The following is a 23,528-nucleotide window of genomic DNA, read 5'->3' on the forward strand; positions in this document are numbered from 1 at the left end:
CCCTAGATCCCGTTGTTCTGCAACCACATCTCCAGCAGCGCGAGCTGCCACAACTGGTTCGCCCCGAGGGTCGTGCGCGGCGTGTTCGGGTCGGCCAGCAGCGCGTCGACGTACTCCGGCCGGAACAGCGCCCGGTCCCGGGCGGCCGGCGCGTGCAGCGCGTCGCGAACCTTCTCCAGCATCGTGCCTTCGAGATGCCGGATGCCGGGAACCGGGAAGTAACCCTTCGGCCGGTCGATCACCTCGTCGGGCACGATCCCGCGGGCCGCGTCCTTGAGCACCCCCTTGCCGCCCCGGGCCAGTTTCACCTCCGGCGGGCAGGCCGCCGCGAACTCCACAAGCTCGTGATCCAGGAACGGTACGCGTGCTTCCAGGCCCCACGCCATAGTCATGTTGTCGACCCGTTTGACCGGATCGTCGACGAGCATCACCTGGGAGTCCAGGCGCAGCGCGGCATCGACGGCCGTGGTGGCGCCGGGCCGGCCGAAACTCCGCCTCACGAACTCCAGCGAGGGATCGTCCTCGGCCAGCCACTCGGGGTTGAGCTGCCGGGCGAGGTCGCCGTGCGGCCGGTCGAAGAACTCCTTCGCGTACGCCTCGACGGCCTGCTCACGGGGGACGCCGGCGAGGGGCGGGTACCAGCTGTAGCCGGCCAGGATCTCGTCCGCGCCCTGTCCCGACTGGACGACCTTGACCTCCTTCGCGACGTCCTCGCTGAGCAGGTTGAAGGCGATGCAGTCGTGGCTCACCATCGGCTCGCTCATCGCCGCGACGGTCCGCTCGACGGCCGGCAGGAACCGGTCCCGCCCGATCCTGATCTGGTGGTGCTCGGTGCCGAACTTCCTCGCGATCAGGTCGGAGTACTCGAACTCGTCGCCGCTCTCCCCGCCGCCCGCGTCGAACCCGATGCTGAACGTGGTGAGCCCGGCCTGTCCCTGCTCGGCCAGCAGCGCCACGATGAAGCTGGAGTCGAGGCCGCCGGAGAGCAGCACCCCGACCGGGACGTCGGCGACCATCCGCCGCTCGACGGCGATCCGCAGCTTCTCCCGGACGCCCTCGGCCCAGTCGCCGGCGGAGACCGGCGAGGACGCGGGCCGGGTGTGGGTCGCCTCCCAGTAGACCCGCTCGGTCGACGTGCCGTCCTTGCGGATCACCCGCACGGTGGCCGGCGGCAGCTTGCGCACCCCGGCCAGGATGGTGCGCGGCGCCGGGACCACCGAGTGGAACGTCATGTAGTGGTGCAGCGCCACCCGGTCGATGCCGGTGTCCACGCCGCCGGCCGCGAGCAGGGCCGGCAGTGTCGAGGCGAACCGCAGGCGTCCCGGCGTCTCGGCGAGATAGAGCGGTTTGATGCCGAGGCGGTCACGGGCCAGGGTGACGGTCCCGGTCGCGTGCTCGGCGATCGCGAACGCGAACATGCCGAGGAACCGGGTGACACAGTCGGCACCCCACCGGTGGTAGGCCTTGAGGATCACCTCCGTGTCCGACGTGGAGAAGAAGCTGTATCCGTACGATTGAAGCTCCTCCCGCAGTTGACGGTAGTTGTAGATGCAGCCGTTGAAGACCACGGTGAGGCCGAGCTGCTCGTCCGTCATCGGCTGGCGCCCGGCGTCGGAGAGGTCGATGATCCTCAGCCGCCGGTGGCCGAACGCGAGGCGCTCCCTCGCCCACAGTCCCTCGCCGTCCGGGCCCCGGCTCTCCAGGCAGGGCAGCATCCGGCGGACCGCATCGGTGTCCGCGGACCGGTCGCCGTAACAGATCTCTCCGGCGATCCCGCACATGTGAATCCTCCTCCGTCATCCCAACAGCCAGGTGTCCTTCGAGCCGCCGCCCCGCGAAGAATTGACGATCATGCTGCCGGCCGGCGCCACCCGGGTGAGCGCCGCCGGGGCGACCGTCGAGTGCTTGCCGGTGAAGACGAACGCGCGCAGGTCCACGTGCCGCGGCGCGAGCCGGTGGCCGTCGAAGACCGGGTGCGTGGAGAGCTGCACCAGTTCCTGCGCCACCCAGCGGTGCGGCGCCGTCTGGATCTGGCGGCGCAGCGCGTCCAGCTCGTCGGCGGTGGCGTGCGGGCCGATCACGATGCGGTCGCCGCCGTAGCCGTCGACCGGCTTGCAGACCAGCTCGTCCAGCCGGGACAGCACCTCGACCCGCTGGTCCGGGATGCCGCACAGATAGGTCGGCACGTCCGCGAGGATCGGCTTCTCGCCGAGGTAGTACTCGATCATGCGGGGGACGTAGGCGTAGATCGCCTTGTCGTCGGCGATGCCGTTGCCCAGCGCGTTCGCCAGCACGACGGTGTCCGCGTGCAGCGCCGACACCAGGCTCGGGCCGAGCGGCATCCCGTCCGCGCCCGGCGAGTGCACCAGGCTGTCCTCGCCCATCCGCAGGTAGATCACGTCGACCGGGTGCCGGTGCCCGTCCCGCAGGCGCCACACCCGGCCCTCGTCCACGAAGAGCTCGGTGCTGCGGACCACCGGGACGTCCATGGCCTCGGCGAGCATCCGGTGCTCGAACCAGGCCGAGTCGTCCGGCCCCTGACTCAGCACCACCAGCTTCGGGTCGTCCCCGGCCGCCGGGCCGGCCGCCTCCAGCAACGCCCGCTTCAGCAGCTTCGGCGTGTCCTCGACCGAGATGAGCCCGGCCGGCCGGGGCAGCTCCGGCAGGACGCTCCAGGTGAGACGGCGGTTCTGCATCGCGTACGCGATCCCGGACGGCACGCGGAGATTGTCTTCGAGGACGCACCACCGGTTCTTCTCCGCGTCGTGCACGAGATCCACGCCTGCTACCTGCGTACGCACCGCCCGGCGGTGGATCAGGGCGCCGCTGGCCCGCAGCTCCGGCGACCCGTTCACGACCCACTCCGGGATCACGCCGTCGCCGACGATCTGCCGGTCGCCGTACACGTCGTTGAGGAACGCGTCGAGCGCCTGCACCCGCTGGGTGAGGCCGGTCCGCAGATGGCCCCAGTCCTGCGCGTTCACGAGCCGCGGCACCAGGTCGAACGGGAAGAGCCGGGTCGCCGCCTCGCCGGCCACGCTGAACGTGATCCCGCGGGCCCGCTGCTCGTCGTCCCGCTTGTCCTCCCGGTGGCGCAGCCCGGTCGCCCCGAGCGCGGTGAGCACCGGCAGGATGCCCGCGTAGCCGGGCTCGACCCGCCCGTCCGGGAACGCCTCGTCGCCGGCGGCGCCGTACGTCTCCAGCCGCGCCGGCTCCGGCACCCCGGCCGGTCCGGCGCCCGGGACACCGCCCCGGGTGTCCGCCACCAGCAGGTCCACCACGTCGGCGAGCCGGCCGCGCCGGGCCAGCGCGCGCCGCTGCCGGGCCGCCGAGCTGCCCCGGCTCAGCGCGCGCAGCGACAGGTCGAACACCTGCTCCCAGTCGCCGAGTTCCTCGAGCTGCGGGCGCAGCTCGCCGACCAGGCGCTCGACGGCGGCCGCGGCCGGGATCGGCACCGGCGAGCGCGGCAGGTCGAGCAGGTCGCCCTCGAGGCCGGAGCGGGCGGCCCGCCACATCGCGGCCCGGTGCAGGGGCGGCCGGGCGGCGGGCATCGGCTCGCCGGCCCGGTGCTGCTCGCGGGCCCGCAGCACGAGGGCCCGGAACAGGCCGGCGATCAGCACGACCGTCTCGGTGTCCGGGCTCGCGTCGGTCACCCGCAGCTCCACGGTCGGCACGTGCGCGGACGGCCGGACGTCGAAGTAGACCATCTTCGGGTCGCTGATCGTCCCCGACGCGATCAGGTCGCTGACCAGCTCCTCGTGCTCGGCGGCGGACAGCAGCGGGCCGCTGTCGCCGGCCGTGGGCCAGCGCATCCAGACCAGCGAGCGGACGCTCGCGTACCCGGAGTCCTCGCCCATCCAGTAGGGCGAGCTGGCCGAGAGGGCGAGCAGCACCGGCAGCACCGGCGACACCCGCTGGGCCACCGCGACCGCCTCGTCCCGGTCCGGGACGCCGACGTGCACCTGGGTACCGCAGATCAGCTGCTCCCGGACCAGCATCTGGTACTCGTGCAGCATCCGCTGGTAGCGGCTGGTGGGCGTGACCGGCAGCCGGTCCAGGTCGACGAGCGGGACCGTCCCGGACGCGACCAGGCCCAGGCCCAGCGACTCGGCGACCGCGACGGCCGTACGCCGGCGCGCCGTGATGCCGTCGCGCAGACCGTCCAGGGTGGCCGCCACCGGGGTGTTCGTCTCCACGACCGAGCGGTGCAGCTCGGCCGAGAACTGGCTGGCGTCCAGCCGGTCGAGGATCTCCGGCGCCCGGGGGACCAGCTCCCTGGTGGAGAGGTCGACCACGTGCAGTTCCTCCTCGACGCCGAGGGTGAGGTCCGGGCCCTTCCTCTGAAGAGCGACTGGTGCCTGAAGGGACTCCGTCATCGACCGCCTCCGCTTTCCGCCTGATTCATGGCGGGAGCTTTCCCACTTGATGTAGCGAATCTGTGACGTGCCCGTTTCGCGCTCTCGTCAAGCATCTTCCGGGTGTGAGGTCGACCGGCCCGTCCGGCGCGTGCCGGAGATGTGTAACCTCGGCCGGTGGCTGGTGTTCAACCTCGGAGGTCCTGATGAGCAGCGTCGTCGTAATCACCGGATCCGCCGGCCTGATCGGGTCCGAGGCGGTCCGGCACTTCGCCGGCCTCGGCATGGACGTGGTCGGGGTCGACAACGACATGCGCGGCTACTTCTTCGGCGCCGACGGCTCCACCAAGTGGAACCTCGAGCGGCTGACCAAGGAGGTCGGCGACCGCTACACCCACCACGTCGTCGACATCCGCGACCGCGACGGCCTCGACAAGCTCTTCGCCGGCCTCGGCCGGAACGTCGGCCTGGTGATCCACGCGGCCGCGCAGCCGAGCCACGACTGGGCCGCCCGCGAGCCGTTCACCGACTTCGACGTCAACGCGGTCGGCACGATCAACATGCTCGAGGCGACCCGGAAGCACGCGGTCGACGCGCCCTTCGTCTTCACCTCGACCAACAAGGTCTACGGCGACCTGCCGAACTCGCTGCCGCTGATCGAGCAGGAGACCCGCTGGGAGCTGCCCGCCGACCACCAGTGGTACCAGGGCATCGACGAGACCATGTCGATCGACCAGTCGCTGCACTCGGTCTTCGGCGCCTCCAAGGTCGCCGCCGACGTGATGGTCCAGGAGTACGGCCGCTACTTCGACATGCCCACGGCGGTCTTCCGCGGCGGCACGCTGACCGGCCCCGGGCACTCGGCGGCCGAGCTGCACGGCTTCCTCGCGTACGTGATGCGCTGCGTCATGGAGCAGCGGCTCTACCGGATCTACGGATACAAGGGCAAGCAGGTCCGCGACGCGATCCACTCGAGCGACCTGGTCTCCGCGTTCGAGGCCTTCCACAAGGCGCCGCGGGTGGCCGAGGTCTACAACATGGGCGGCGGCCGCACCTCCAACTGCAGCGTTCTGGAGGCCTTCCAGATCGCCTCGGAGATCGCCGGCGTCGAGGCGCAGACCGAGTACGTCCCGGAGAACCGCATCGGTGACCACCAGTGGTGGATCAGCAGCACGGCGCGCTTCGAGGAGCACTACCCGGACTGGAGCGTCAAGTACGACGTCCCGATGATCCTCCGCGACATGTACGAGTCCAACAAGGACGTCTGGAAGGCCTGACCCCTCCGTCTCCTCCGCAACCCACGGCCCGCTGTCCGGGTCGTGGGTTGCTGACGTTTCGCCCCACGGCGGGGCGTCCGGCCCATCGGGAGCCGGACCGGGCTCGCGGGATCTATCCGGCAAAGCGGAAGCGCGCGGCGGTTGCGGGCTCGGGCTCGTCGCCGTACCGATTCTCCGGTTTTGCAGTTGTTTAGAAGCGAAATTTCCTGACTTATCGGTGATCGGCTGCGGTATCTCCGGTTGGATCTTGCACGGAAAGCTGGGACCTCGCTGAGTGCCAGGCGGCAACTTGCTGTGTTTTGCGGGTAAGGCCCAATTGCGTAATGACCCGTTAACCAATATCCGCTATTTTGCTGAAATGTCCGACTTGACGCAGCTGTTGCGCCGGGACTTGCCGGCGTCCATCGTCGTGTTCCTGATCGCCATCCCGTTGTCGCTCGGTATCGCCGCGGCATCCGGGGCCCCGCTGTTGGCGGGGTTGGTCGCCGCGGTTGTCGGCGGCATCGTCGCGGGCGCCCTCGGCGGCGCCCCTCTCCAGGTGAGCGGCCCCGCGGCCGGCCTCACCGTGATCGTCGCCGGCGCCGTGGCCGAATTCGGCTTCCCCGGCACGGCCGCGATCGTCGCGGTCGCCGGCCTCGTCCAGATCCTGCTCGGCGCCTCCCGGATGGGCCGCGCCGCGCTCGCCCTCTCACCCGCCGTCGTGCACGGCATGCTGGCCGGCATCGGCCTGGTCATCGCGCTGAGCCAGATCCACGTGATGCTCGGCGGCGCGCCACAGAGCTCCGCCTGGCAGAACCTGCGGGACCTGCCCGCCCAGATCGTCACCCACCACGGGGCGGCGGCGCTGCTCGGCGTCGCCACGGTGGCGATCCTGATCTTCTGGCCGAAGCTCGTGAAGATCTCCCTGCTCCCGGCCGCCCTCGTGGCGGTGGTGTCGATGACGGCCGTCGCCACCGTGACCGGCGCCGACGTGGTCCGGGTGAACCTGCCGGACGAGCCGCTGTCCGGGCTCATCCGCCCGGCCTGGCCGGGTGCGCCGGTCCGCGAGATCGTCGTGGCGGTGATGACGATCGCCCTGGTGGCGAGCGTGGAATCGCTGCTCTCGGCGGTGGCCGTGGACCGGATGCACGACGGCAAACGGGCCAACCTCAACCGCGAGCTGGTCGGCCAGGGCGCCGCCAACACGGTGTCCGGCCTGCTCGGCGGCCTGCCGGTGACCGGCGTGATCGTACGGTCGTCGACGAACGTGGCGGCCGGCGCCCGGACCCGGGCCTCGGCGATCATGCACGGCCTCTGGATCGCGGCGTTCGTGCTGCTCTTCGCGAACCTGCTGGAGACCATCCCGATGGCGGTGCTCGCCGCGGTGCTGATCGTGGTGGGTCTGCGGCTGGTCAGCCTGGCCCAGATCAAGACCTACGCGCGGCACCGGGAGCTGCCGACGTACCTGGTCACGGCGCTCGGCGTGGTCTTCACCGACCTGCTGACCGGCGTGGCGCTCGGCATGGTCACCGCGGCCCTGATGATCCTCTGGCGGCTCACCCGCTGCGAGATCCGCCGGGTCCGCAAGGCGCCGGGGCAGTGGCTCGTCACGATCACCGGCACGCTGGCGTTCGTCGAGTCGGCCCGGCTCACCCGCGAACTGGGGGCGCTGCCCGCCGGTGAGGAGGTCGACGTCGAACTGCACCTCGACTACCTGGATCACGGGGCCTTCGAGACGATCCGCGACTGGCAGGAGGGCTACCAGCGGGCCGGCGGCCGGGTGCGGATCCGGGAGGTGCACGACTCCTGGTTCCACCAGGCGACGTCCGGCCGGCTCGGCGGCGGCAAGCGCACCCCGCGGCTGGTCGGCTCCTGGTCACGCTGGCAGGGCATGGACCACCAGCGCCGGGACGCCATGGCGGCCGGCATCGCCGAGTTCGAGCGCTCGGTCGCGCCGATGGTCCAGCCGCACCTGGCCGACCTGGCCCGGGACGGCCAGCAGCCGGAGCAGCTGTTCATCACCTGCGCCGACTCGCGCCTCGTACCCAACCTGATCACCGCGAGCGGGCCAGGGGACCTGTTCTGCGTCCGCAACGTCGGAAATATCGTCCCTGAGTACGGAAAAGCGGATTCGTCGGTCGGGTCGGCGATCGAGTATGCCGTGGACGTTCTCGGCGTCTCGACGATCACCGTCTGCGGCCACTCCGGCTGCGGCGCCGTCCGCGCGCTGATGACCGATGCCGCCACGCCTGGCTCGGACCTGGGGGACTGGCTGTCGCTGTCCAGGGTGCGGTTCGCCGACACCGGAGACGAGAAGAACTGCGTCACCGACAACGTGTCACAGCAGCTCGCGAACCTGCGGACCTACCCGACGGTCCGGGCCGCCGAGGCGGCCGGCCGCCTGCGCCTCACCGGCATGTACTTCGACCTGGCCGAGGCCAAGATGTACGAGGTGGACCCGAATTCGGGCGCCCGCCCGATGACCACGCCACCGACACCCGACGAATCCCTGACCGAAGCAGCCGCCTGAAACCCGCTCCCGTCTCCGTCTCCGTTCCCGTTCCCGCCCCCGCCCCCCGCAATCTTGTTGACTCCCACAGGCCCGTTCCTGCAAAAAGTCACAAGATCGCGGGGAAGGGGCGGGCCGGACAGCTCCTAGCGCGACACCTCCCGCGATCTTGTTAATTGCCACAGCAACGGTGCTGCGGCGTTCCACAAGATCGCGGGAAGGGGTGGGCGGCTGGCAGCTCCTCCCGCGTCTCCTCCCGCGATCTTGTTGATTGGCACAGGAACGGTGCTGCGGCGTTTCACAAGATTGCGGGGGAGGGCGGGCGCCTGGCGAATCCTCCAGCGATCTCGCGCGATCTTGTTGATTTCGACAGGAACGGTCCTGCGGGAAGTCACAAGATCGCGGGGAGGGGTGGGCGTGTGACGGCTTCTCCCGCGTCTCCTTGCGCGATCTTGTTGATTGGCACAGGAACGGTGCTGTGGCGTTTCACAAGATTGCGGGAGCGTGGGCGGCGGAGAGCTTCTGGTGCGGTTCCTCCCGCGATCTTGTTGATTCCTGCGGGAACGGGGCTGCGGGAAGTCACAAGATCGCGGGAGGAGCGGGGCGGGGCCTGGGTGCGGGGCGGGCGGGGCGCGGGGCTGGGTGCGGGGAACCGGCTAGTTGCGGGTGATGGTGAAGGTTGTGGTCGGGTTTTCGATGTCTCGGTAGTTGCCGCTCATCTGGAGGTTGGTGAACGTCGCCGAACCCACGGCCGGGCCCTGACCCGCCTCCGGCATCGGGTTGGCCCAGATGCCGTAGCCGGACTTGGCGTCGTACGCATCACCGCTCTTCTTCGCCCCGGTGATGGTGACGTTGGTGAAGACGGTGTCCTTGATGATGTTCTGCGGCTGGCCACCCACGTAGTTCGTCTGGAACATGATCCCGGAGTAGGTCGGGTCGACGATGTCGACGTTGCTGACCCGGATGCCCTGGAACGCCTTCGACGCGCTGAACAGCCAGATCGCCGGGAAGACCTGGTTGCCCCAGAAGTGGCCGCCGGCCCGGACGATCGAGATGTTGTCGAACACGGTCGGCGGCGAGGCGCCGAAACCGTTCATCGGGTAGCCGAAGTCGAGCGAGCTGATCGTGATGCCCGAGTAGACCAGGGTGTCCGCGATGTAGATGTTCTTGAACGTGTTGGCGTAGCCGCCGTAGACCGCGATGCCGGCCGCGCGCCAGGTCAGAATCGACGTGAGGTTCGAGTAGACGTTGTCGATCTCGTCGGCGCCGCCCGCGTCGATCGCCGAGAAGAGCGCGAAGCTGTCGTCGCCGGTGGCCCGGGCCTCGTTGTTGTCGACCAGGTTGCCGGTGCTGCCGTTGGTCATGTTGACGCCGTCGGCGAAGGTGTTCCGGATCCGCGAGTTCGTGATCTTCATGCGGTCGGTGTTGGCGCCCCAGTAGAGGCAGACCACGTGCTCGGCCCAGATGTTGTCGATCGTGATGTCGGCGACGTTGGCGAAGTCGAAGACCTTGCCGGGGCCGTCGATACGGATCGTGTAGTTGCCGAAGAACGCGAAGTTCGCGAACGTCGAGCCGTTGGCGGTGGCGTCGGCCCGGAAGCCGGCGTCGGTCTCGCTCTGGGTGGACGGGGTGTGGAACCGGGTGTACCAGGGCCCGGCGCCGACAACCCGCAAGGCCTTGCCGTAGACCTGGAACTTGTTGGACGTCTGATAGTCGCCGGCCGGCAGGTAGACGCCGATCTTGGACGAGTCCTGACGGGCGACGTCCAGCGCGTTCTGCACCGCCTGCTGATCGAAGCCATTCGGCACGACATATCGCGAAGAATCCGGATTTGCGATCGGCGCCACCTGCTCGGTGTTGATGAAGTCGATCGCGATCGGACCCGAGTTGGCGGCATCCTTCTGCAGCTTGATCGTGCTGCCCGCCGGGAACGAGCCGGTCAGCATGATGTTCGCCTCGTCGTAGATGTGCCGCGGCCCGGTCCCGGAGTTCTGCGGGCTGGCCTCGTTGCCGTACAGCCATGCGAAACGGGAGGTGAGCGGCAGCGTCCTGTTGAGCGCGCCGTTCACGTACACGTTGACCGAGCTGTTCGTGCCGTCCGGGATGGAGAATCGCGCCACCACGGTGTTCGTGGCGGCCCGGGTGGTCCACTGCACGTACGCGCCGGTCTGGTTCAGCGTCACGGCGCGGCGGCCGGACGCCTCACCGGCGAGATCGCCGACGGTGCGGTTCGGGCCGACGATCGCGGCGCCGCCGCCGGTCTGGCCGTCCTCGGCCTCGTAGAAGTCGAACGGCATGTTCGCGCCGCGCCCCACGAAGAACGGCTTCTCGCTGGTGTTGTTCGCCTGCTTGACCGGCAGTTCGTTGCCGTCGTTCGCGATCACGGTCCGGACCGTGTAGCGGCCGTTCGCGGCGGTCCAGGTGCCCAGGTTGACGGCGGGCGAGGAGGCGCCCGCCGCGAGCGTGCCGGTCCACGACCCGGTCAGGGTGCGGACCACGGTCGAGCCGTTCAGCACGGTCAGCGTGATGTTGTGCGCGCCGCCGGCCGAGGCCGCCGAGCCCTGGTTCTTCAGCGTCACCGAGAACGTGACCGTGCTGCCGGCCGCCGGGGTGGCCGGGGACCAGCCGACCGCCGAGGCGACCAGGTCGGAGCTGCTCACCGGGGTGACGACGAGCGCCGAGGGGTGGGTGAGGGAGTTGTTCGCCTCGTTGGTCTCGAGGACCGTGTTCGCCTCGTCGACCTTGGCGGACAACTGGTAGCTGCCGGCGTCGCGGGACCCGATGCTCACCGACACCGTCGTGGACGCGCCGGCGGCGAGGGCCGGCACGGCCACGGTGCCCGCTTTCGCCGTACCCAGATAGAAGTTGACGTTGCTGGCGCCCGACGCGGCCGATCCCGCGTTCCGCACCGTGGCCGACACCGTGATCGCGCTGGTCTCGACCGGCGCGGCCGGCGTGAAGCCGGTCGAGGCGATGGTCAGGTCCGGGTTGGGCGCCCAGGAGCCGTAGGCCTGCACCTCGGCGACCTGCCCGCTCGGTGCTCCGGAGTTTCCGGTGAAGGAGAGCCGCAGGTCGGCGACGGTCGCGCTGACCGGGATGGTCACGGTGTTCGCCGAGGAGGGATTGAATGTGTACGTGGCGCTCGCCTTCACCGTCGTGAAGGAGGTGGCCGACTGCTCCCGGCCGAGGACGGCGAAGGTCTGCGTCCTCGTGCCCCACGCGCTGCTCGGGTTGAGCTTCACCACGACCGAGGTCAGTGCGGCGTTCGCGCCGAGCTTCGTGGTGAGCGTCGCCGGGTACGCGCCGCCCTCCCAGTAGGTGTTGGTGTCCTCGTCGTTGGCGTTGGTCGCCACGAACGTGTGCACCGTCGAGGACGCCTCGATCGGCTTCTTCGCCGCGAGGTTCGTGCCGGTCGGCGGCTCGGGATCGGGGTTGCCGCCGCCGGTGGGCCCGTAGACCTCCAGCTCGGAGAGCTGCCCGGCGGGCCAGCCGGTGTTGCCGGTGAAGGTGAGCCGCAGGTAGCGGACGTTCGCCGTGGCGAGGTCGACGGTCACGGTGTTCGCCGAGGACGGGTTGAAGACGTAGCCGGCGCTCGCCTTGAGGGTGCTGAACGACGAGCCGTTGGTGCTGCCGGAGATGCTCAGCGTCTGCGTGCGGGTCGCCCACGCGGTCGCCGGCGGCAGCTTGAGGACGGCCTGGTTGACGTCGGCGGCGGTGCCGAGGTCGACCTGCAGCCACTGCGGGAAGGCGTTGTTCGCGCTCTCCCAGTAGGTGTTGGCGTTGGAGTCACCGGCGTTGCCGGCGCCGTAGACGTCGGAGGTGCTGCTGGCCGTGAAGGTCTTGCCGGCGGCGAGGTTGGGCCCGGCGGCCGATGCCGCCGGCGCGTGGACCAGGGCGGCGACGACAGTGGCCGCCGCCGTGGCCGCGATGAGCCTTCGTCGTAGTCGAGACATCTTGGGGAGCGCCTCTCTGAAACGGGGACGGGGGTGTTCCGCGCCGGGCCGCCCGCGGCGGTGGAACCGAGGGCGGCCCGGACGACTTCTAGAAGCGCAGCCAGGCGGCGGTGTCCGGGGGGAGGAGACCGCCGTCCTCGAGGGGGCCGCTGACCAGCAGCGGGGTCGCCTCCGAGGGCAGCGCGATCGGGGTGCCGGAGAGGTTGAGCACGCAGGCGAAGTCCGGCCCGCGGGTGTATGCGAGGACGTCGTCGCCGAGCGGGAGCCAGGTCATGGCCGGCTGGTGCAGGCCCGGTTCGGCGCGGCGGGCGCGCATCGCCGACCGGTAGAGCTCCAGCATCGAGCTCGGGTCGCCGGTCTGCGCCTGAACGGTCCGGTCCTTCCACTCGGCGGGCTGCGGCAGCCACGGCTCGCCCGCGGTGAAGCCGAACGGCGGCTCGTCGGCCGACCACGGCAGCGGCACCCGGCATCCGTCGCGGGTGTGGCCGCGCCGGGCGTACATCGGGTCCTGGATGGCCTCGGCCGGGATCCCCTCGTTCTCCCAGAGGCCCAGCTCCTCGCCCTGGTAGACGTAGGCCGAGCCGGGCAGCGAGAGCGACAGCAGGGCCGCGGCCCGGGCCCGGCGGGTGCCGAGCTCCAGGTCGACGGGGGTGCCGTCGAGGTTGTTGTCGAAGCTGAACGTGGTGTCGGCGCGGCCGTACCGGGTGACGTGCCGGGTGACGTCGTGGTTGGAGAGCACCCAGGTGGGCGGCGCGCCGACCGCGGCGTGCGCCTCGAGGGTCCGGTCGATGCAGGCCCGCATGAGCGCCGGGTCCCAGGCGCAGCCGAGGAAGTCGAAGTTGAACGCGGCGTGCAGCTCGTCGGGCCGCAGATAGTTGGTGAAGCGGTCCACCTCCGGCATCCAGACCTCGCCGATCAGGGCCCGGCCCTCGTACTCGTCGGCGACCCGCCGCCATGCACGGTAGACGTCGTGCACCGCGTCGAGGTCGTGGAACGGGTGCGGCTCGCCCTCGGTCACCTCGGGCAGCGCGGCATCCTTGAAGAGCAGCGCCGCCGAGTCGATCCGGATGCCGTCGACGCCCCTGTCGAACCAGAACCGGAGGATGTTCTCGAACTCCTCGCGGACGACCGGGTGCTCCCAGTTGAGGTCGGGCTGCTCCGGGGTGAACAGGTGCAGGTACCAGTCACCGTCGGGGGCCTGCGTCCAGGTGGTGCCGCCGAACTCCCCGGTCCAGTTCGTCGGCATTTTTCCGTCTTTTCCGGGGCGGAACCAGAAATAGTCCCGCTCCTTCGCGGACGGTGACGCCAGCGCCGCCTGGAACCACGGGTGCTCGCTGGAGATGTGGTTCGGGACGATGTCGACGATCATGCGGATGCCGGCGGCGTGCGCCTCCTCGATCAGCGCCTCCGCCTCGGCGAGCGACCCGAACACCGGGTCGATGTCGCGGAAGTCGGCGACGTCGTAGCCGGCGTCGGCCATCGGCGACGGGTACCAGGGGCTCATCCAGATGGCGTCGACCCCGAGGTCGCGCAGGTGCCCGAGGCGGGCGCGGATGCCACCGATGTCGCCGACGCCGTCCCCGTCCGAGTCGGCGAAGCTGCGCGGGTAGACCTGGTAGATGACCGCGCTCTTCCACCACCCGGGGGCATCTTTTGCGGACACGAGCACCTGCTTTCTGCGTACGTTCTTGGGCGTGGTTGTCCTGGCGGACGTCGTCGTCCACCTCGTCGGCGAGCGGGCTCAGCCCTTGAGGCTGCCCGTCGTCAGGCCGGCCATGATGTTGCGCTGGAAGATCAGGAAGATGATCACCGTCGGGATCGCGGCGATGACCGAGGCGGCGATGACCACGTTCATCGGGGTGCCGCCGGCGAAGGCGTAGATGCCGACGCTGACCGTGCGGGTCTCCGGCGACGGCATCACCAGCTTCGGCCAGAGGAAGTCCTTCCAGACCGCGGTTACCCCGAAGATCGCGACCACGCCGAGGATCGGCCGGGACATCGGCAGGATGATCGACCAGAGCGTGCGCAGCGGTGTCGCGCCGTCCACCTGGGCGGCCGCCATGAGGTCCTCCGGGATCGAGTCGAAGAACCGCTTGAGCAGGAAGATGTTGAACGCGTTCGCCACCAGCGGCAGCCAGATCGAGAACGGCGAGTCCAGCAGGTTGATGTGCAGGATCGGCAGGTCGATCACGGTGACGTACTGCGGGACGATCAGCACCATCGCCGGGATCATCAGGGTCGCCAGCATGAGGCCGAGGATCGCGTTGCCGAAGACCGGCCGCAGCTTCGACAGCGAGTAGGCCGCCGCCGTGTCGAACACGAGCTGGAACAGGACCGCGCCGGCCGCGTAGTAGAAGGTGTTGAAGAGCAGCTTGCCGAGGGCCAGGTTGTTCCAGGCGTCGACGTAGTTCTGCGTCTGCGGGTCCTGCGGCCAGATCGTCGGCGGCGTCTGGGCGATCTCCTGGCCGCTCTTCAGCGCGCCGGTGACCATCCAGTAGAGCGGCCCGATGAAGACCAGGGTGAAGACCGTCACGACGATCGCGAGCAGGGTCCAGTAGAGGACCCGGCCGCGGCCGCGCTGCAGCTGCGCCTGGGAGATCAGGGTGCGGCTCATGAGTTCTCCTTGGTGCTGAGCCGGACGTAGACGGCGGAGAACGCGGCCAGGACCACCAGCATGATCACGCCGAGGGCGGCGGCCCCGTTGAGGTCGTTCTGGAAGAAGCCGTGCTGGTAGATGAGGTAGGCGACCGAGGTGGCCGAGTCCTGCGTGCCGGCGCCGTTCGCGAGGATCAGCGGCTCGATGAAGAGCTGCATGGTGGCGACGATCTGGAGCATCGCGAGCAGTGCCAGGATCAGCCGGGTCTGCGGGATCGTGACGTGCCAGATGCGCTTGGCGATCCCGGCGCCGTCCAGCTCGGCGGCCTCGTAGAGCTCGCCCGGGATGTTCTGCAGCGCGGCCAGGTAGATCAGCACCGCGCCGCCCATGTTCATCCAGGTCGACGCGATCACCATGGCCGGCATCGTCATGGTCGGCGACTGCATCCACTCCGAGGTGGGCAGGCCGAGCCCCGCGAGGATGGCGTTGAACAGTCCCGCCTCGCTGGGGTCGTACGCATAGAACTTGAAAAGGAAGAGGGCCGAGGCCGGGGGAAGCATCACCGGCAGGTAGACCAGGACCCGCAGGTAGCCCTTGGCGTGGCGGAACTCGTTGAGCAGGATCGCCACGAGGAACGGGACCACGAAGCCGAGGACGAGCGCGAGGGCCGTGAAGTAGAAGGTGTTCTTCCACGCGGTCCAGAAGCTCGGGTCGGCGATGATCCGGGTGTAGTTGTCCCAGCCCACCCAGGTGGTCTCGCCGCGCCGCGTGCGCTGGAAGCTCATCACGACGCCGCGGATCATCGGGTACCACATGAAGAGGGCGAAGCAGAGGACCGCGCCGATCAGGAAGGCGTGACCGGTGAGGTTGTCCCGGATCTTGCGGCTGCGCCGGGCCGACGCCGGTGGCGCGGCGGTGCTCGGGGACGGCGCGGGGGCAGTGAGGATCGCCAAGGGGAACTCCTAGATCGAAAGGGTGCGGGGGCCGGGCCCCCGCACCCATGACGGTCAGCTACCAGCGGCCAGCAGCTGGTTGACCTTCTCCTCGGCGGTCTTGAGCAGATTGTCGATGTTCGCGTCCGGGTCGGTCAGGACACCGGACATCGCCGAGTCGAGCACCGCGTAGATCGCCTGGGCGTTCTTCGGCTCCCCCTTGATCGGGACCGGGGTGGCCTCGAAGAGCGCGAAGTTCGCCGTGTCGACGTTGGCGTTCGCCTTGCGCAGGTCGAGCTCCTGCTTCTGCGCCTCGGTGCCGTTCGCGAAGAGCAGCGGCTGGGGCAGGCCCACCGGGTAGTTCTGCGGCTTCGCCCGGGCGTAGTCGAGCTGGCCCTTGCCCGGCGTGAGCTTCTGGTAGGCGATCCACTTGAGACCGGCCTCGACCTGCTCGGGGGAGAGGTCCTTCTTGAAGAAGTAGCCCTCGCCGCCGCCGAGCGTGCCCAACGCCTTCCCGGCCTGGCCGGGCAGCGGGGCCATCGCCCAGTCCTCGTACTTCCCCTGGAACTGGCTGACGATCGCCTGGGTGGTGTCCGGCGCGCCGATGAACATGCCGACCTTGCCGGCGCCGGCGTTGGTCAGCAGGTCGCCCCACTGGAGCAGCTGCCGGCTGCCCATGCTGTTGTCGCCGTAGCGCATGTCCTTGAGATTCTGCAGGACCTGCTTGCCCTCGGGGCTGTTGAAGGCCGCGGCCTTGCCGTCCTCGCTCAGGACCGTGCCGCCCTGCGAGTAGATCAGCGAGGTGAAGTGCCAGCCGCCGGTGTTGCCGGCGCTGTACTCCGAGTATCCGGCGATGCCGTCACCCAGCGCGGAGATCTTCTTGGCCGCCTCGCGGACCTCGGGCCAGGTCTTCGGCGGGTTGGCGGCGTCCAGGCCGGCCTTCGCGAAGAGCGCCTTGTTGTAGACGAGGCCCATCGAGTAGTTCTTCACCGGGACGGCGTAGAGCTTGCCGCCGTCGGTGAAGACCTCCTTGAGCGCCGGGTCGACGCTGTCCCAGGTCGGGATGTTCTGGGCGGTCGCGTACTGCGTGATGTCCAGGGCCTGGCCGGAGTCCAGCACCTGCTGGAGGTCGGTCATGTAGCCGTAGAAGACGTCGGTCATGGTGCCGCCGGCCAGGCGGGCCGTGAAGTCCGGCGGGTTGTTGCACTGCTCGCCGACGCTGACGCTCTTGATGGTGATGTCGGGGTTCTCGTTCTGGAACGCCGCGACGTCCGCGTTCCAGTTCGCCAGAAGCTCCTTCTGGGCGCCGACTGGCTGGCAGTCGACCGTGATGGTGACCTTGCCGCCGGCCTCCTGCCCGTCGTCGTCGCTCTTCGTGGAGCAGGCCGTCAGGCTGAGGCCCAATCCGGCCACGAGCGCTGCGGCCGCGACCTTCCGGTACTTCGGTACGGACATCTGTCCATCCCTTCTATATGCACGGCGATCGCTGTTTGCTGTGAGTGCAGTCACTGTAACGACGCCCACTTATTTCGGCAAGGTTTCGATCGCGCCTTGCAAAGAATCGACTTTGTAACGGCAGATTGCGACAGGATCGGGATTGCGCCCTCTTTGAGGGGGTTAGGACCCACTTCAAGAGCCTTATTGGGTACGAAAAAAGGCCGCCGACCGCGGGAAGCGGTCGACGGCCTGACGCCGTGGTGGGCCGGTCGCTAGGGAGCCGGGGCCGGTCCGGTGGATCCGCGGACCACGAGCTCCGGCTCGAAGAGCAGCTCGTCGCTGAGCACCCGGGCCTCCTCGATCTGGCTCACCAGGATGTCCACGGCGGCCTGGCCCATCGTCTCGATCGGCTGGCGCACCGTGGTCAGCGGCGGGTCGGTGCAGGTCATGAACGCCGAGTCGTCGAAGCCGACCACCGAGACGTCGGCCGGCACCGCCTTACCGAGCCGGCGGGCCGCCCGGATCGCGCCGAGCGCCAGCACGTCGCTCGCGCAGATGATGCCGGTGACGCCCCGCTCGACGAGCTTGGTCGCGGCGACCCGGGCCCCCTCCATGGAGAAGCTGGACCGCTCGACCGACGCCGGTTCGTCGCCCGCCACCTGGATCATCGCGGCGAGCTTGCGGCCGGACGGCACGTGCCCCTCCGGCCCGAGCACCATGCCGATCCGCTCGTGGCCGAGCGAGCGCAGGTGGCCGTAGGCCTGCTCGACCGCGACCGCGTCGTCGGTGGAGACCCGGGGGAAGCCGAGCTCGTCGACGCCCGCGTTGACCAGGACCACCGGCAGGCCCCGGTCGGTGAGGCGGCGGTAGTGCTCGTGCGAGGCGTCGGTCAGCGCGTACGAGCCGCCGGCGAAGATGACGCCGGACACCTGATGGTCGAGGAGCATCTCGACGTAGTCCGACTCCGGGACGCCGCCGATCGTGCGAGCGCAGAGCGCCGGGGTGAAGCCGCGCTGGGCGAGCGAGCCGGTGACCACCTCGGCCAGGGCCGGGAAGATCGGGTTCTGCAGCTCGGGCAACACGAGGCCGACCAGGCGGGCGCGCTCGCCGCGGAGTTTGGTGGGCCGCTCGTAGCCGAGAACGTCGAGGGCGGTGAGCACCGACGTGCGGGTCGCCTCGGAGACGCCGCTGCGCCCGTTGAGGACCCGGCTGACGGTCGCCTCACTGACCCCGGCCTTCTTCGCCACCTCGGCGAGACGTTTGGTCACCACGGAATCCTACGTCAGATTCTTGCAAGAAATGAACAGGCGGAAGCGCTTCGAGATCGATCCTCTTGTCATGATTTTCGACACGGTTCCATGAGGCGTGCCTGTCGATTCCCGCGGCCCCCGTTCGTCAGGGAGGTACGACATCGGCTGCGAGAAGGGAACCGAACCGTGCGCTACGTCATGATCCTCACCGGTGACGAGTCGAACTGGCAGGAGCCGAAGGTGCCGGAAGGACTGATGGACGAGGTCGGAGCCTGGTGGACCCGCTGGTTCGAAGCCGGGAAGATCCTCGAAGGCGGCGCCGAGCTCCAGCCCACCAGCACCGCGAAGACGGTGGGCCCGGGCCGGGACGGCACGCCCGAGGTCACCGACGGGCCGTACCTGGAGCTGAAGGAGGTCGTCGGCGGTTTCATCATGCTGGAGGCGGACGACATCGACGAGGCGGTCGCGGTGGCCGCGGGATGGCCGGGGATCGCCGCCGTCGGCGACAAGGTCGAGGTGAGGCCGTTGCTGGAGCGCTGAGTTTCGCGAGGCCGGCCCAAACCTGGCCCAAACCCGGCCCAAACCTGGCCCACCCTCCCGGGGGAAGCCCCCGTCGGCCAGTGTGGCCTTCGGGGGCGATCTTCTCTCGGGGGTCTGTGGACGAAGGCTGACTGTGGATAACCGTCACAGCAGTTCGTTGAGGCGGCGGGTGAGGAGTTCGCGCTCGGCCGGGTTGGTGGCCAGCGCGAGCGCCCGCCTCGTCGCCTCGGCGGCCTCCGGGGTGCGGCCCAGCCGGCGCAGCAGGTCGGCACGGGTGGCGTGCCAGAGGCGGTAGTCGCCGAGCCGGTCGGCCAGGCCGTCCACCTCGGCGAGCGCTTCGGCCGGGCCCTGCGTGAAACCGGTCGCCACGGCGCGGCCGAGCAGCACGACGGGGGTGGGCCGCGCTCCCGCCAGCAGGTCGTAGAGCTTGCGGACGGTGACCCAGTCGGTGTGCTCGTACGCGGGGGCCATCGCGTGCTGGGCCGCGATCGCCGCCTCCAGCTGGTAGGGCCCGGGACGGTCGGCGCCGGCCGCCCGGGCCAGCCGCCGGATCGCCGCGGTGATCAGGGCGGTGTCCCAGCGCGACCGGTCCTGGTCCTCGAGCAGCACGAGCCGGCCGGCGTCGTCGAAGCGGGCCGCGGCCCGGGCCTCGTTCAGCTCCAGCAGCGCGGCCAGCCCGGCCGTCTCCGGTTCGCCGGGCATCAGGGCGGTCAGCTGGCGGGCCAGGTCGAGCGCCTCGCGGGCCAGTTCGCGGCGCTCCGCGGTGGCCCCGGCGCTGAGGTAGCCCTCGTTGTAGAGCAGGTAGATCACCCGGAGCACGGAGGGCAGCCGGTCCGGGTATTCCTCCGGGGACGGCGCTTCCACCCGTACCCGATGATCCCGCAAATGTCGCCGGGCCCGGACCAATCGCTGGGCGGCCGTGGCCTTCGGCAGAAGGAACGCCGCCGCGATGGTCTCCGCCGTCAGGCCGGAGGCCGCGTGCAGGGTGAGCGCGATGCGCGAGCTCTCCGGCAGGGCCGGATGGCAGCACGCGAAGATCATCGCCAGCCGGTCGTCGCCGGTGGGCGTCCCCGGCGGCGAGGCCTGTTCCAGGACGGCCAGCTCGGCGAGTTTCTGCCGGCCGCTCGCCTCCCGGCGGAGCCGGTCGAGGGCCTTGCGCCAGGCGGTCGTCACCAGCCAGCCGGGCGGATTGCCGGGCACGCCCTCCTCGGGCCAGCGCCGCAGCGCCTCGGCGACCGCCTCCTGGAGCGACTCCTCGGCCCGGTCGAAGTCGTCGAGGCGGCGGGCCAGGACGGCGAGCATGCCGGCGGCGTCGGTGCGCCACACCCGATCGAGGATCATCCCGGCGTCGCCCATCCGGACAGTGTGCTCGGTGAGGCCGGATCGGGGAAAACCCCTCGCGGACCGTGGGCGGGATGACATGTTTTGAGGCGAACGGTAGAAAGGGGCCGCCACCACATGTCCGACTGGCAGCAGAACGACAGCTGGTCCTCCGGCGGGGTGCAGGACGACTGGTCGGCGGGGGCGTCGGACCGGCAACGGGACTCGGTGCACCGGCTCGCCAACGTCAGCAACGACATGGCGACGGCCACCCAGGCGGCGGTCCGCGCGGCCGAGACCGCGGTGCAGGTGATCCAGCGGCTCGAGGCGAGCAGCACCGAGATCGGCAAGGTGGTGCAGCTGATCGCCACGATCGCGAAACAGACCAACCTGCTGGCACTGAACGCGACCATCGAGGCGGCCCGGGCCGGCGAGGCGGGCCGCGGCTTCGCCGTCGTGGCGAGCGAGGTCAAGGACCTGGCGAACGAGACCGCCACGGCCACGAGCGAGATCGGTACGCAGGTCGGCGGCATCCGGTCGGACACCCAGAACGCGGTGTCGGCGATCGAGGAGATGCAGGGCCTCATCGAGGAGCTCGACCGCTGCCAGAAGGTCATTTCCGGCATCGTGGTGGAGCAACAAGCTGGCTGATTCAGGCATCTGCTCTCTCCAGCGCCTCCCTACAAGGCGCGGGCTTCGAGGCGCGGGCTTCGAGGCGCGGGCTTCGAGGCGCGGGCTTCGAGGCGCGGGCTTCGAGGCGGATCTTCGATCCGGGAGAATGGCTGCATGGTCAAGCGGCGTCCCTCCTCCGTGTGCCCGTGCGGCAGCGGTTCCCCGTACCCGAGCTGTTGTGGTCCTCTCCATGACGGGAAGCCGGCGGCGGACCCGGAAGCTCTCATGCGCTCGCGCTTCAGCGCGTATGCGCTGGGGCGCACCGACCACGTCCACCGCACCTGGCACCCGGAGACGCGTCCCGGGCATGAGGCAGACCTCGCCGACGAGCCAGGCCTCACATGGGTACGCCTCGAAGTGCTCGACACCGCGGGCGGAGGCGTGTTCGACGCCGAGGGCACCGTGCGGTTCCGGGCGCACTACCGCGAAGGCGGCCGGCCCGGCGTCATGGAAGAGCTGAGCCGGTTCGTGCGGTACGAGGGACAGTGGGTCTACTGGGGTCCCCTACCGCTATAGGAGTGTGTGAGATGTCGGCTCAGCGGCCGCTCGAGGACGGGATCGTCCGCGACTTCAAGGTCAACCTTTCGTACGGGGAGTACCTGCACCTCGACGAGATCCTCGGCGCGCAGCACCCGGTCAGCCGGCCGGAGCACCACGACGAGCTGCTCTTCATCCTCCAGCACCAGACGTCCGAGCTCTGGCTCAAGCTGGTGATCCACGAGCTGCAGGCGGTGCAGCGGCACCTCGCCAAGGACGAGCTGCGGCCGGCGCTCAAGGGCCTGGCCCGGGTCAAGCACATCCAGCGCACGCTGACCGAGCAGTGGTCGGTGCTGGCGACGCTGACCCCGAGCGAGTACGCCGAGTTCCGCAGCTTCCTCGGCACCTCCTCGGGCTTCCAGTCCTACCAGTACCGGGCCATCGAGTTCCTGCTCGGCAACAAGGACCGCCGGATGCTGTCGATCTTCGACGAGCAGCCGGCCGCGCGGGCGCTGCTGGAGGACGCGCTCGCCACGCCGTCGGTCTACGACGAGTTCCTGCACTTCCTGGCGCGACGCGGCCACGACGTACCGGTGGAGGTGCTCCAGCGCGACGTCACCGAGCCCTGGGACTACCAGCCGTCGCTGCTCCCGGTCTTCCAGCAGATCTACGAGAACGCCGAGCAGAACTGGGATGTGTACGAGGCGTGCGAGGAACTCGTCGACCTGGAGGAGAACTTCCAGCTCTGGCGTTTCCGGCACCTCAAGACGGTGGAACGGACGATCGGCTTCAAACGGGGCACGGGAGGTTCGAGCGGGGTCTCGTTCCTGAAGGCCGCCCTCGATTTGACATTCTTCCCGGAGCTCTACGCCGTCCGTACCGAAATTGGAGTCCCTCGTTGATGCTCGCCCGTGCCGAGGCCCTGGACGCGGCCGACCCGCTCGCCGCCTTCCGTGACCGGTTCCTGACCGCGCCCGACTCCGACCTGCTCTCCTACCTCGACGGGAACTCGCTGGGCCGGCCCCTGGAGGCGACCGCCCGGCTGATGGACTCGTTCATCCGGGAGCAGTGGGGCGGCCGGCTGATCCGCGGCTGGACCGACGGCTGGCTGGACTGGCCGCTCACCCTCGGCGACCGGCTCGGCGCGGTGGCCCTCGGCGCGGCCGCCGGGCAGACCGTGATCGCCGACTCCACCACGGTGCTGATCTACAAGCTGGCGCGGGCCGCCGTCGACGCCCGGCCCGGCCGCAACCGGGTCGTGCTCGACACCGACAACTTCCCGACCGATCGGTACGTCCTGGAGGGCATCGCCGCCGAGCGGGGCCTCGAACTCGTCTGGATCACGACGGATCCGGTCACCGGGATCCACCCCTCGCAGGTCTCCGCTGTCGTGGACGAGCGCACGGCACTCGTGCTGTTCAGCCACGTGGCCTACCGGTCGGGCTGGCTGGCGGACATCCCTTCGATCAACCGGATCGCCCACTCCGCCGGCGCGCTGACCATGTGGGATCTGTGCCATTCGGCCGGGTCGGTGCCGATCTCGCTGGACGAGTGGGGTGTCGACCTGGCGGTCGGGTGCACGTACAAGTACCTCAACGGCGGACCGGGCGCCCCGGCCTTCGCCTATCTGCGGCGCGAGCTGCAGGATTCGCTGCGGCAGCCGATCCAGGGGTGGATGGGGCACCGGGCGTCCTTCGAGATGGGGCACGGCCACGAGCCGGCGCCGGGCATCCGCGCGCTGCTCAGCGGCACCCCGCCGATCCTCGCGATGGTGCCGCTGCACGCCAACCTCGACATGCTCGCCGAGGCCGGCATCACCGCGGTCCGCGACAAGTCTCTGCTGCTCACCGGCTATGTGCTGGAGTTGGCGGACACGCTGCTGGCGCCCTTCGGCGTCGAGGTGGTGAGCCCACGCGACCCGGAGCGGCGCGGCGGCCATGTGACGCTGCGGCGGCCGGGGTTCGAGCAGTTCCTGGAGCCGCTGTGGGACAGCGGGGTGATCCCCGACTATCGGCGGCCGGATGGGCTGCGGATCGGGCCGGCGCCGCTGAGCACCAGTTTTGTCGAGGTCTATCGGGGGTTGACGGTGCTCCGCGACCTGCTGGAGAAGCAGCGATGACGTCCGCGGCGGCCGGCTCTGCAGCGGCTGGTTCTGCGGCGGCTGGTTCTGCGGCGGCCGGCTCTGCAGCGGCTGGCTCTGCGGCGGCCGGCTCTGCAGCGGCTGGCTCTGC

The 23,528-nt window shown here is 69.9% G+C and carries 16 protein-coding genes; 7 read left to right on the top strand and 9 right to left on the bottom strand.

What is annotated here, in order from left to right; translation table 11 throughout:
- Nucleotides 1-2: 2 nt before the first annotated feature.
- Together AB0G10_RS05370 and AB0G10_RS05375 are read right to left on the bottom strand one after the other, a co-directional pair.
- The gene (locus AB0G10_RS05370) at nt 3-1,781 is read right to left on the bottom strand and encodes an N-acetylglutaminylglutamine amidotransferase (RefSeq protein ID WP_360916808.1); all 1,779 of its coding nucleotides are present in this window, start codon (nt 1,779-1,781) and stop codon (nt 3-5) included.
- A gap of 15 nt (nt 1,782-1,796) precedes the next feature.
- On the bottom strand, nt 1,797-4,376 hold the full coding sequence (locus AB0G10_RS05375; protein ID WP_360916811.1) for a carboxylate--amine ligase/circularly permuted type 2 ATP-grasp protein: 2,580 nt from the start codon (nt 4,374-4,376) through the stop codon (nt 1,797-1,799).
- A gap of 185 nt (nt 4,377-4,561) precedes the next feature.
- On the opposite strand from AB0G10_RS05375, the gene AB0G10_RS05380 reads away from it, so the two are divergent.
- A complete protein-coding gene (locus AB0G10_RS05380; protein WP_360916814.1) occupies nt 4,562-5,632 on the top strand; it encodes an NAD-dependent epimerase/dehydratase family protein in 1,071 nt (356 codons plus the stop codon).
- 358 nt (nt 5,633-5,990) lie between these two features.
- Complete coding sequence (locus AB0G10_RS05385; RefSeq protein ID WP_360916817.1) at nt 5,991-8,141, top strand: bifunctional SulP family inorganic anion transporter/carbonic anhydrase; 2,151 nt, start codon at nt 5,991-5,993, stop codon at nt 8,139-8,141.
- A gap of 635 nt (nt 8,142-8,776) precedes the next feature.
- Here the strand turns inward: AB0G10_RS05385 and AB0G10_RS05390 are convergent.
- The 6 genes from AB0G10_RS05390 to AB0G10_RS05415 form a co-directional block, all read right to left on the bottom strand.
- Nucleotides 8,777-12,073 (bottom strand): CARDB domain-containing protein, encoded by a 3,297-nt coding sequence (locus AB0G10_RS05390; protein WP_360916820.1) that lies wholly within the window; start codon nt 12,071-12,073, stop codon nt 8,777-8,779.
- Nucleotides 12,074-12,161: 88 nt separating this feature from the next.
- Nucleotides 12,162-13,736, bottom strand: coding sequence for a glycoside hydrolase family 13 protein (locus AB0G10_RS05395; protein ID WP_360916823.1), 1,575 nt, complete (start codon nt 13,734-13,736; stop codon nt 12,162-12,164).
- Nucleotides 13,737-13,814: 78 nt separating this feature from the next.
- Nucleotides 13,815-14,687: a carbohydrate ABC transporter permease gene (locus AB0G10_RS05400; RefSeq protein ID WP_360916826.1), complete on the bottom strand. Its 873-nt coding sequence runs from the start codon at nt 14,685-14,687 to the stop codon at nt 13,815-13,817.
- Nucleotides 14,684-15,622: a sugar ABC transporter permease gene (locus AB0G10_RS05405; protein WP_360916829.1), complete on the bottom strand. Its 939-nt coding sequence runs from the start codon at nt 15,620-15,622 to the stop codon at nt 14,684-14,686. The genes AB0G10_RS05400 and AB0G10_RS05405 overlap by 4 nt, the downstream gene beginning before the upstream one ends.
- Nucleotides 15,623-15,676: 54 nt before the next feature.
- Entirely contained in the window at nt 15,677-17,056 is a 1,380-nt protein-coding gene (locus AB0G10_RS05410; protein WP_360916832.1) for an extracellular solute-binding protein, read from the bottom strand.
- 254 nt (nt 17,057-17,310) lie between these two features.
- Nucleotides 17,311-18,306 (bottom strand): LacI family DNA-binding transcriptional regulator, encoded by a 996-nt coding sequence (locus AB0G10_RS05415; protein WP_360916835.1) that lies wholly within the window; start codon nt 18,304-18,306, stop codon nt 17,311-17,313.
- Between the two features lie 168 nt (nt 18,307-18,474).
- On the opposite strand from AB0G10_RS05415, the gene AB0G10_RS05420 reads away from it, so the two are divergent.
- On the top strand, nt 18,475-18,828 hold the full coding sequence (locus tag AB0G10_RS05420; RefSeq protein WP_360916838.1) for a YciI family protein: 354 nt from the start codon (nt 18,475-18,477) through the stop codon (nt 18,826-18,828).
- 144 nt (nt 18,829-18,972) lie between these two features.
- On the opposite strand, the gene AB0G10_RS05425 is transcribed toward AB0G10_RS05420, so the two are convergent.
- On the bottom strand, nt 18,973-20,184 hold the full coding sequence (locus AB0G10_RS05425) for a DUF6596 domain-containing protein (RefSeq protein WP_360916840.1): 1,212 nt from the start codon (nt 20,182-20,184) through the stop codon (nt 18,973-18,975).
- A gap of 102 nt (nt 20,185-20,286) precedes the next feature.
- On the opposite strand from AB0G10_RS05425, the gene AB0G10_RS05430 reads away from it, so the two are divergent.
- The 4 genes from AB0G10_RS05430 (at nt 20,287) to kynU (ending at nt 23,416) form a co-directional block, all read left to right on the top strand.
- Complete coding sequence (locus AB0G10_RS05430; protein ID WP_360916843.1) at nt 20,287-20,799, top strand: methyl-accepting chemotaxis protein; 513 nt, start codon at nt 20,287-20,289, stop codon at nt 20,797-20,799.
- 135 nt (nt 20,800-20,934) lie between these two features.
- A complete protein-coding gene (locus tag AB0G10_RS05435; protein WP_360916846.1) occupies nt 20,935-21,336 on the top strand; it encodes a YchJ family metal-binding protein in 402 nt (133 codons plus the stop codon).
- Between the two features lie 11 nt (nt 21,337-21,347).
- Nucleotides 21,348-22,199 (top strand): tryptophan 2,3-dioxygenase, encoded by an 852-nt coding sequence (gene kynA, locus AB0G10_RS05440; RefSeq protein ID WP_360916848.1) that lies wholly within the window; start codon nt 21,348-21,350, stop codon nt 22,197-22,199.
- Nucleotides 22,199-23,416, top strand: coding sequence for a kynureninase (kynU, locus tag AB0G10_RS05445; RefSeq protein ID WP_360917966.1), 1,218 nt, complete (start codon nt 22,199-22,201; stop codon nt 23,414-23,416). The genes kynA and kynU overlap by 1 nt, the downstream gene beginning before the upstream one ends.
- Nucleotides 23,417-23,528 lie beyond the last annotated feature (112 nt).

It is taken from the genome of Actinoplanes sp. NPDC023714, from assembly GCF_040639855.1.
In the GTDB taxonomy this organism is placed as follows: Bacteria; Actinomycetota; Actinomycetes; order Mycobacteriales; family Micromonosporaceae; genus Actinoplanes.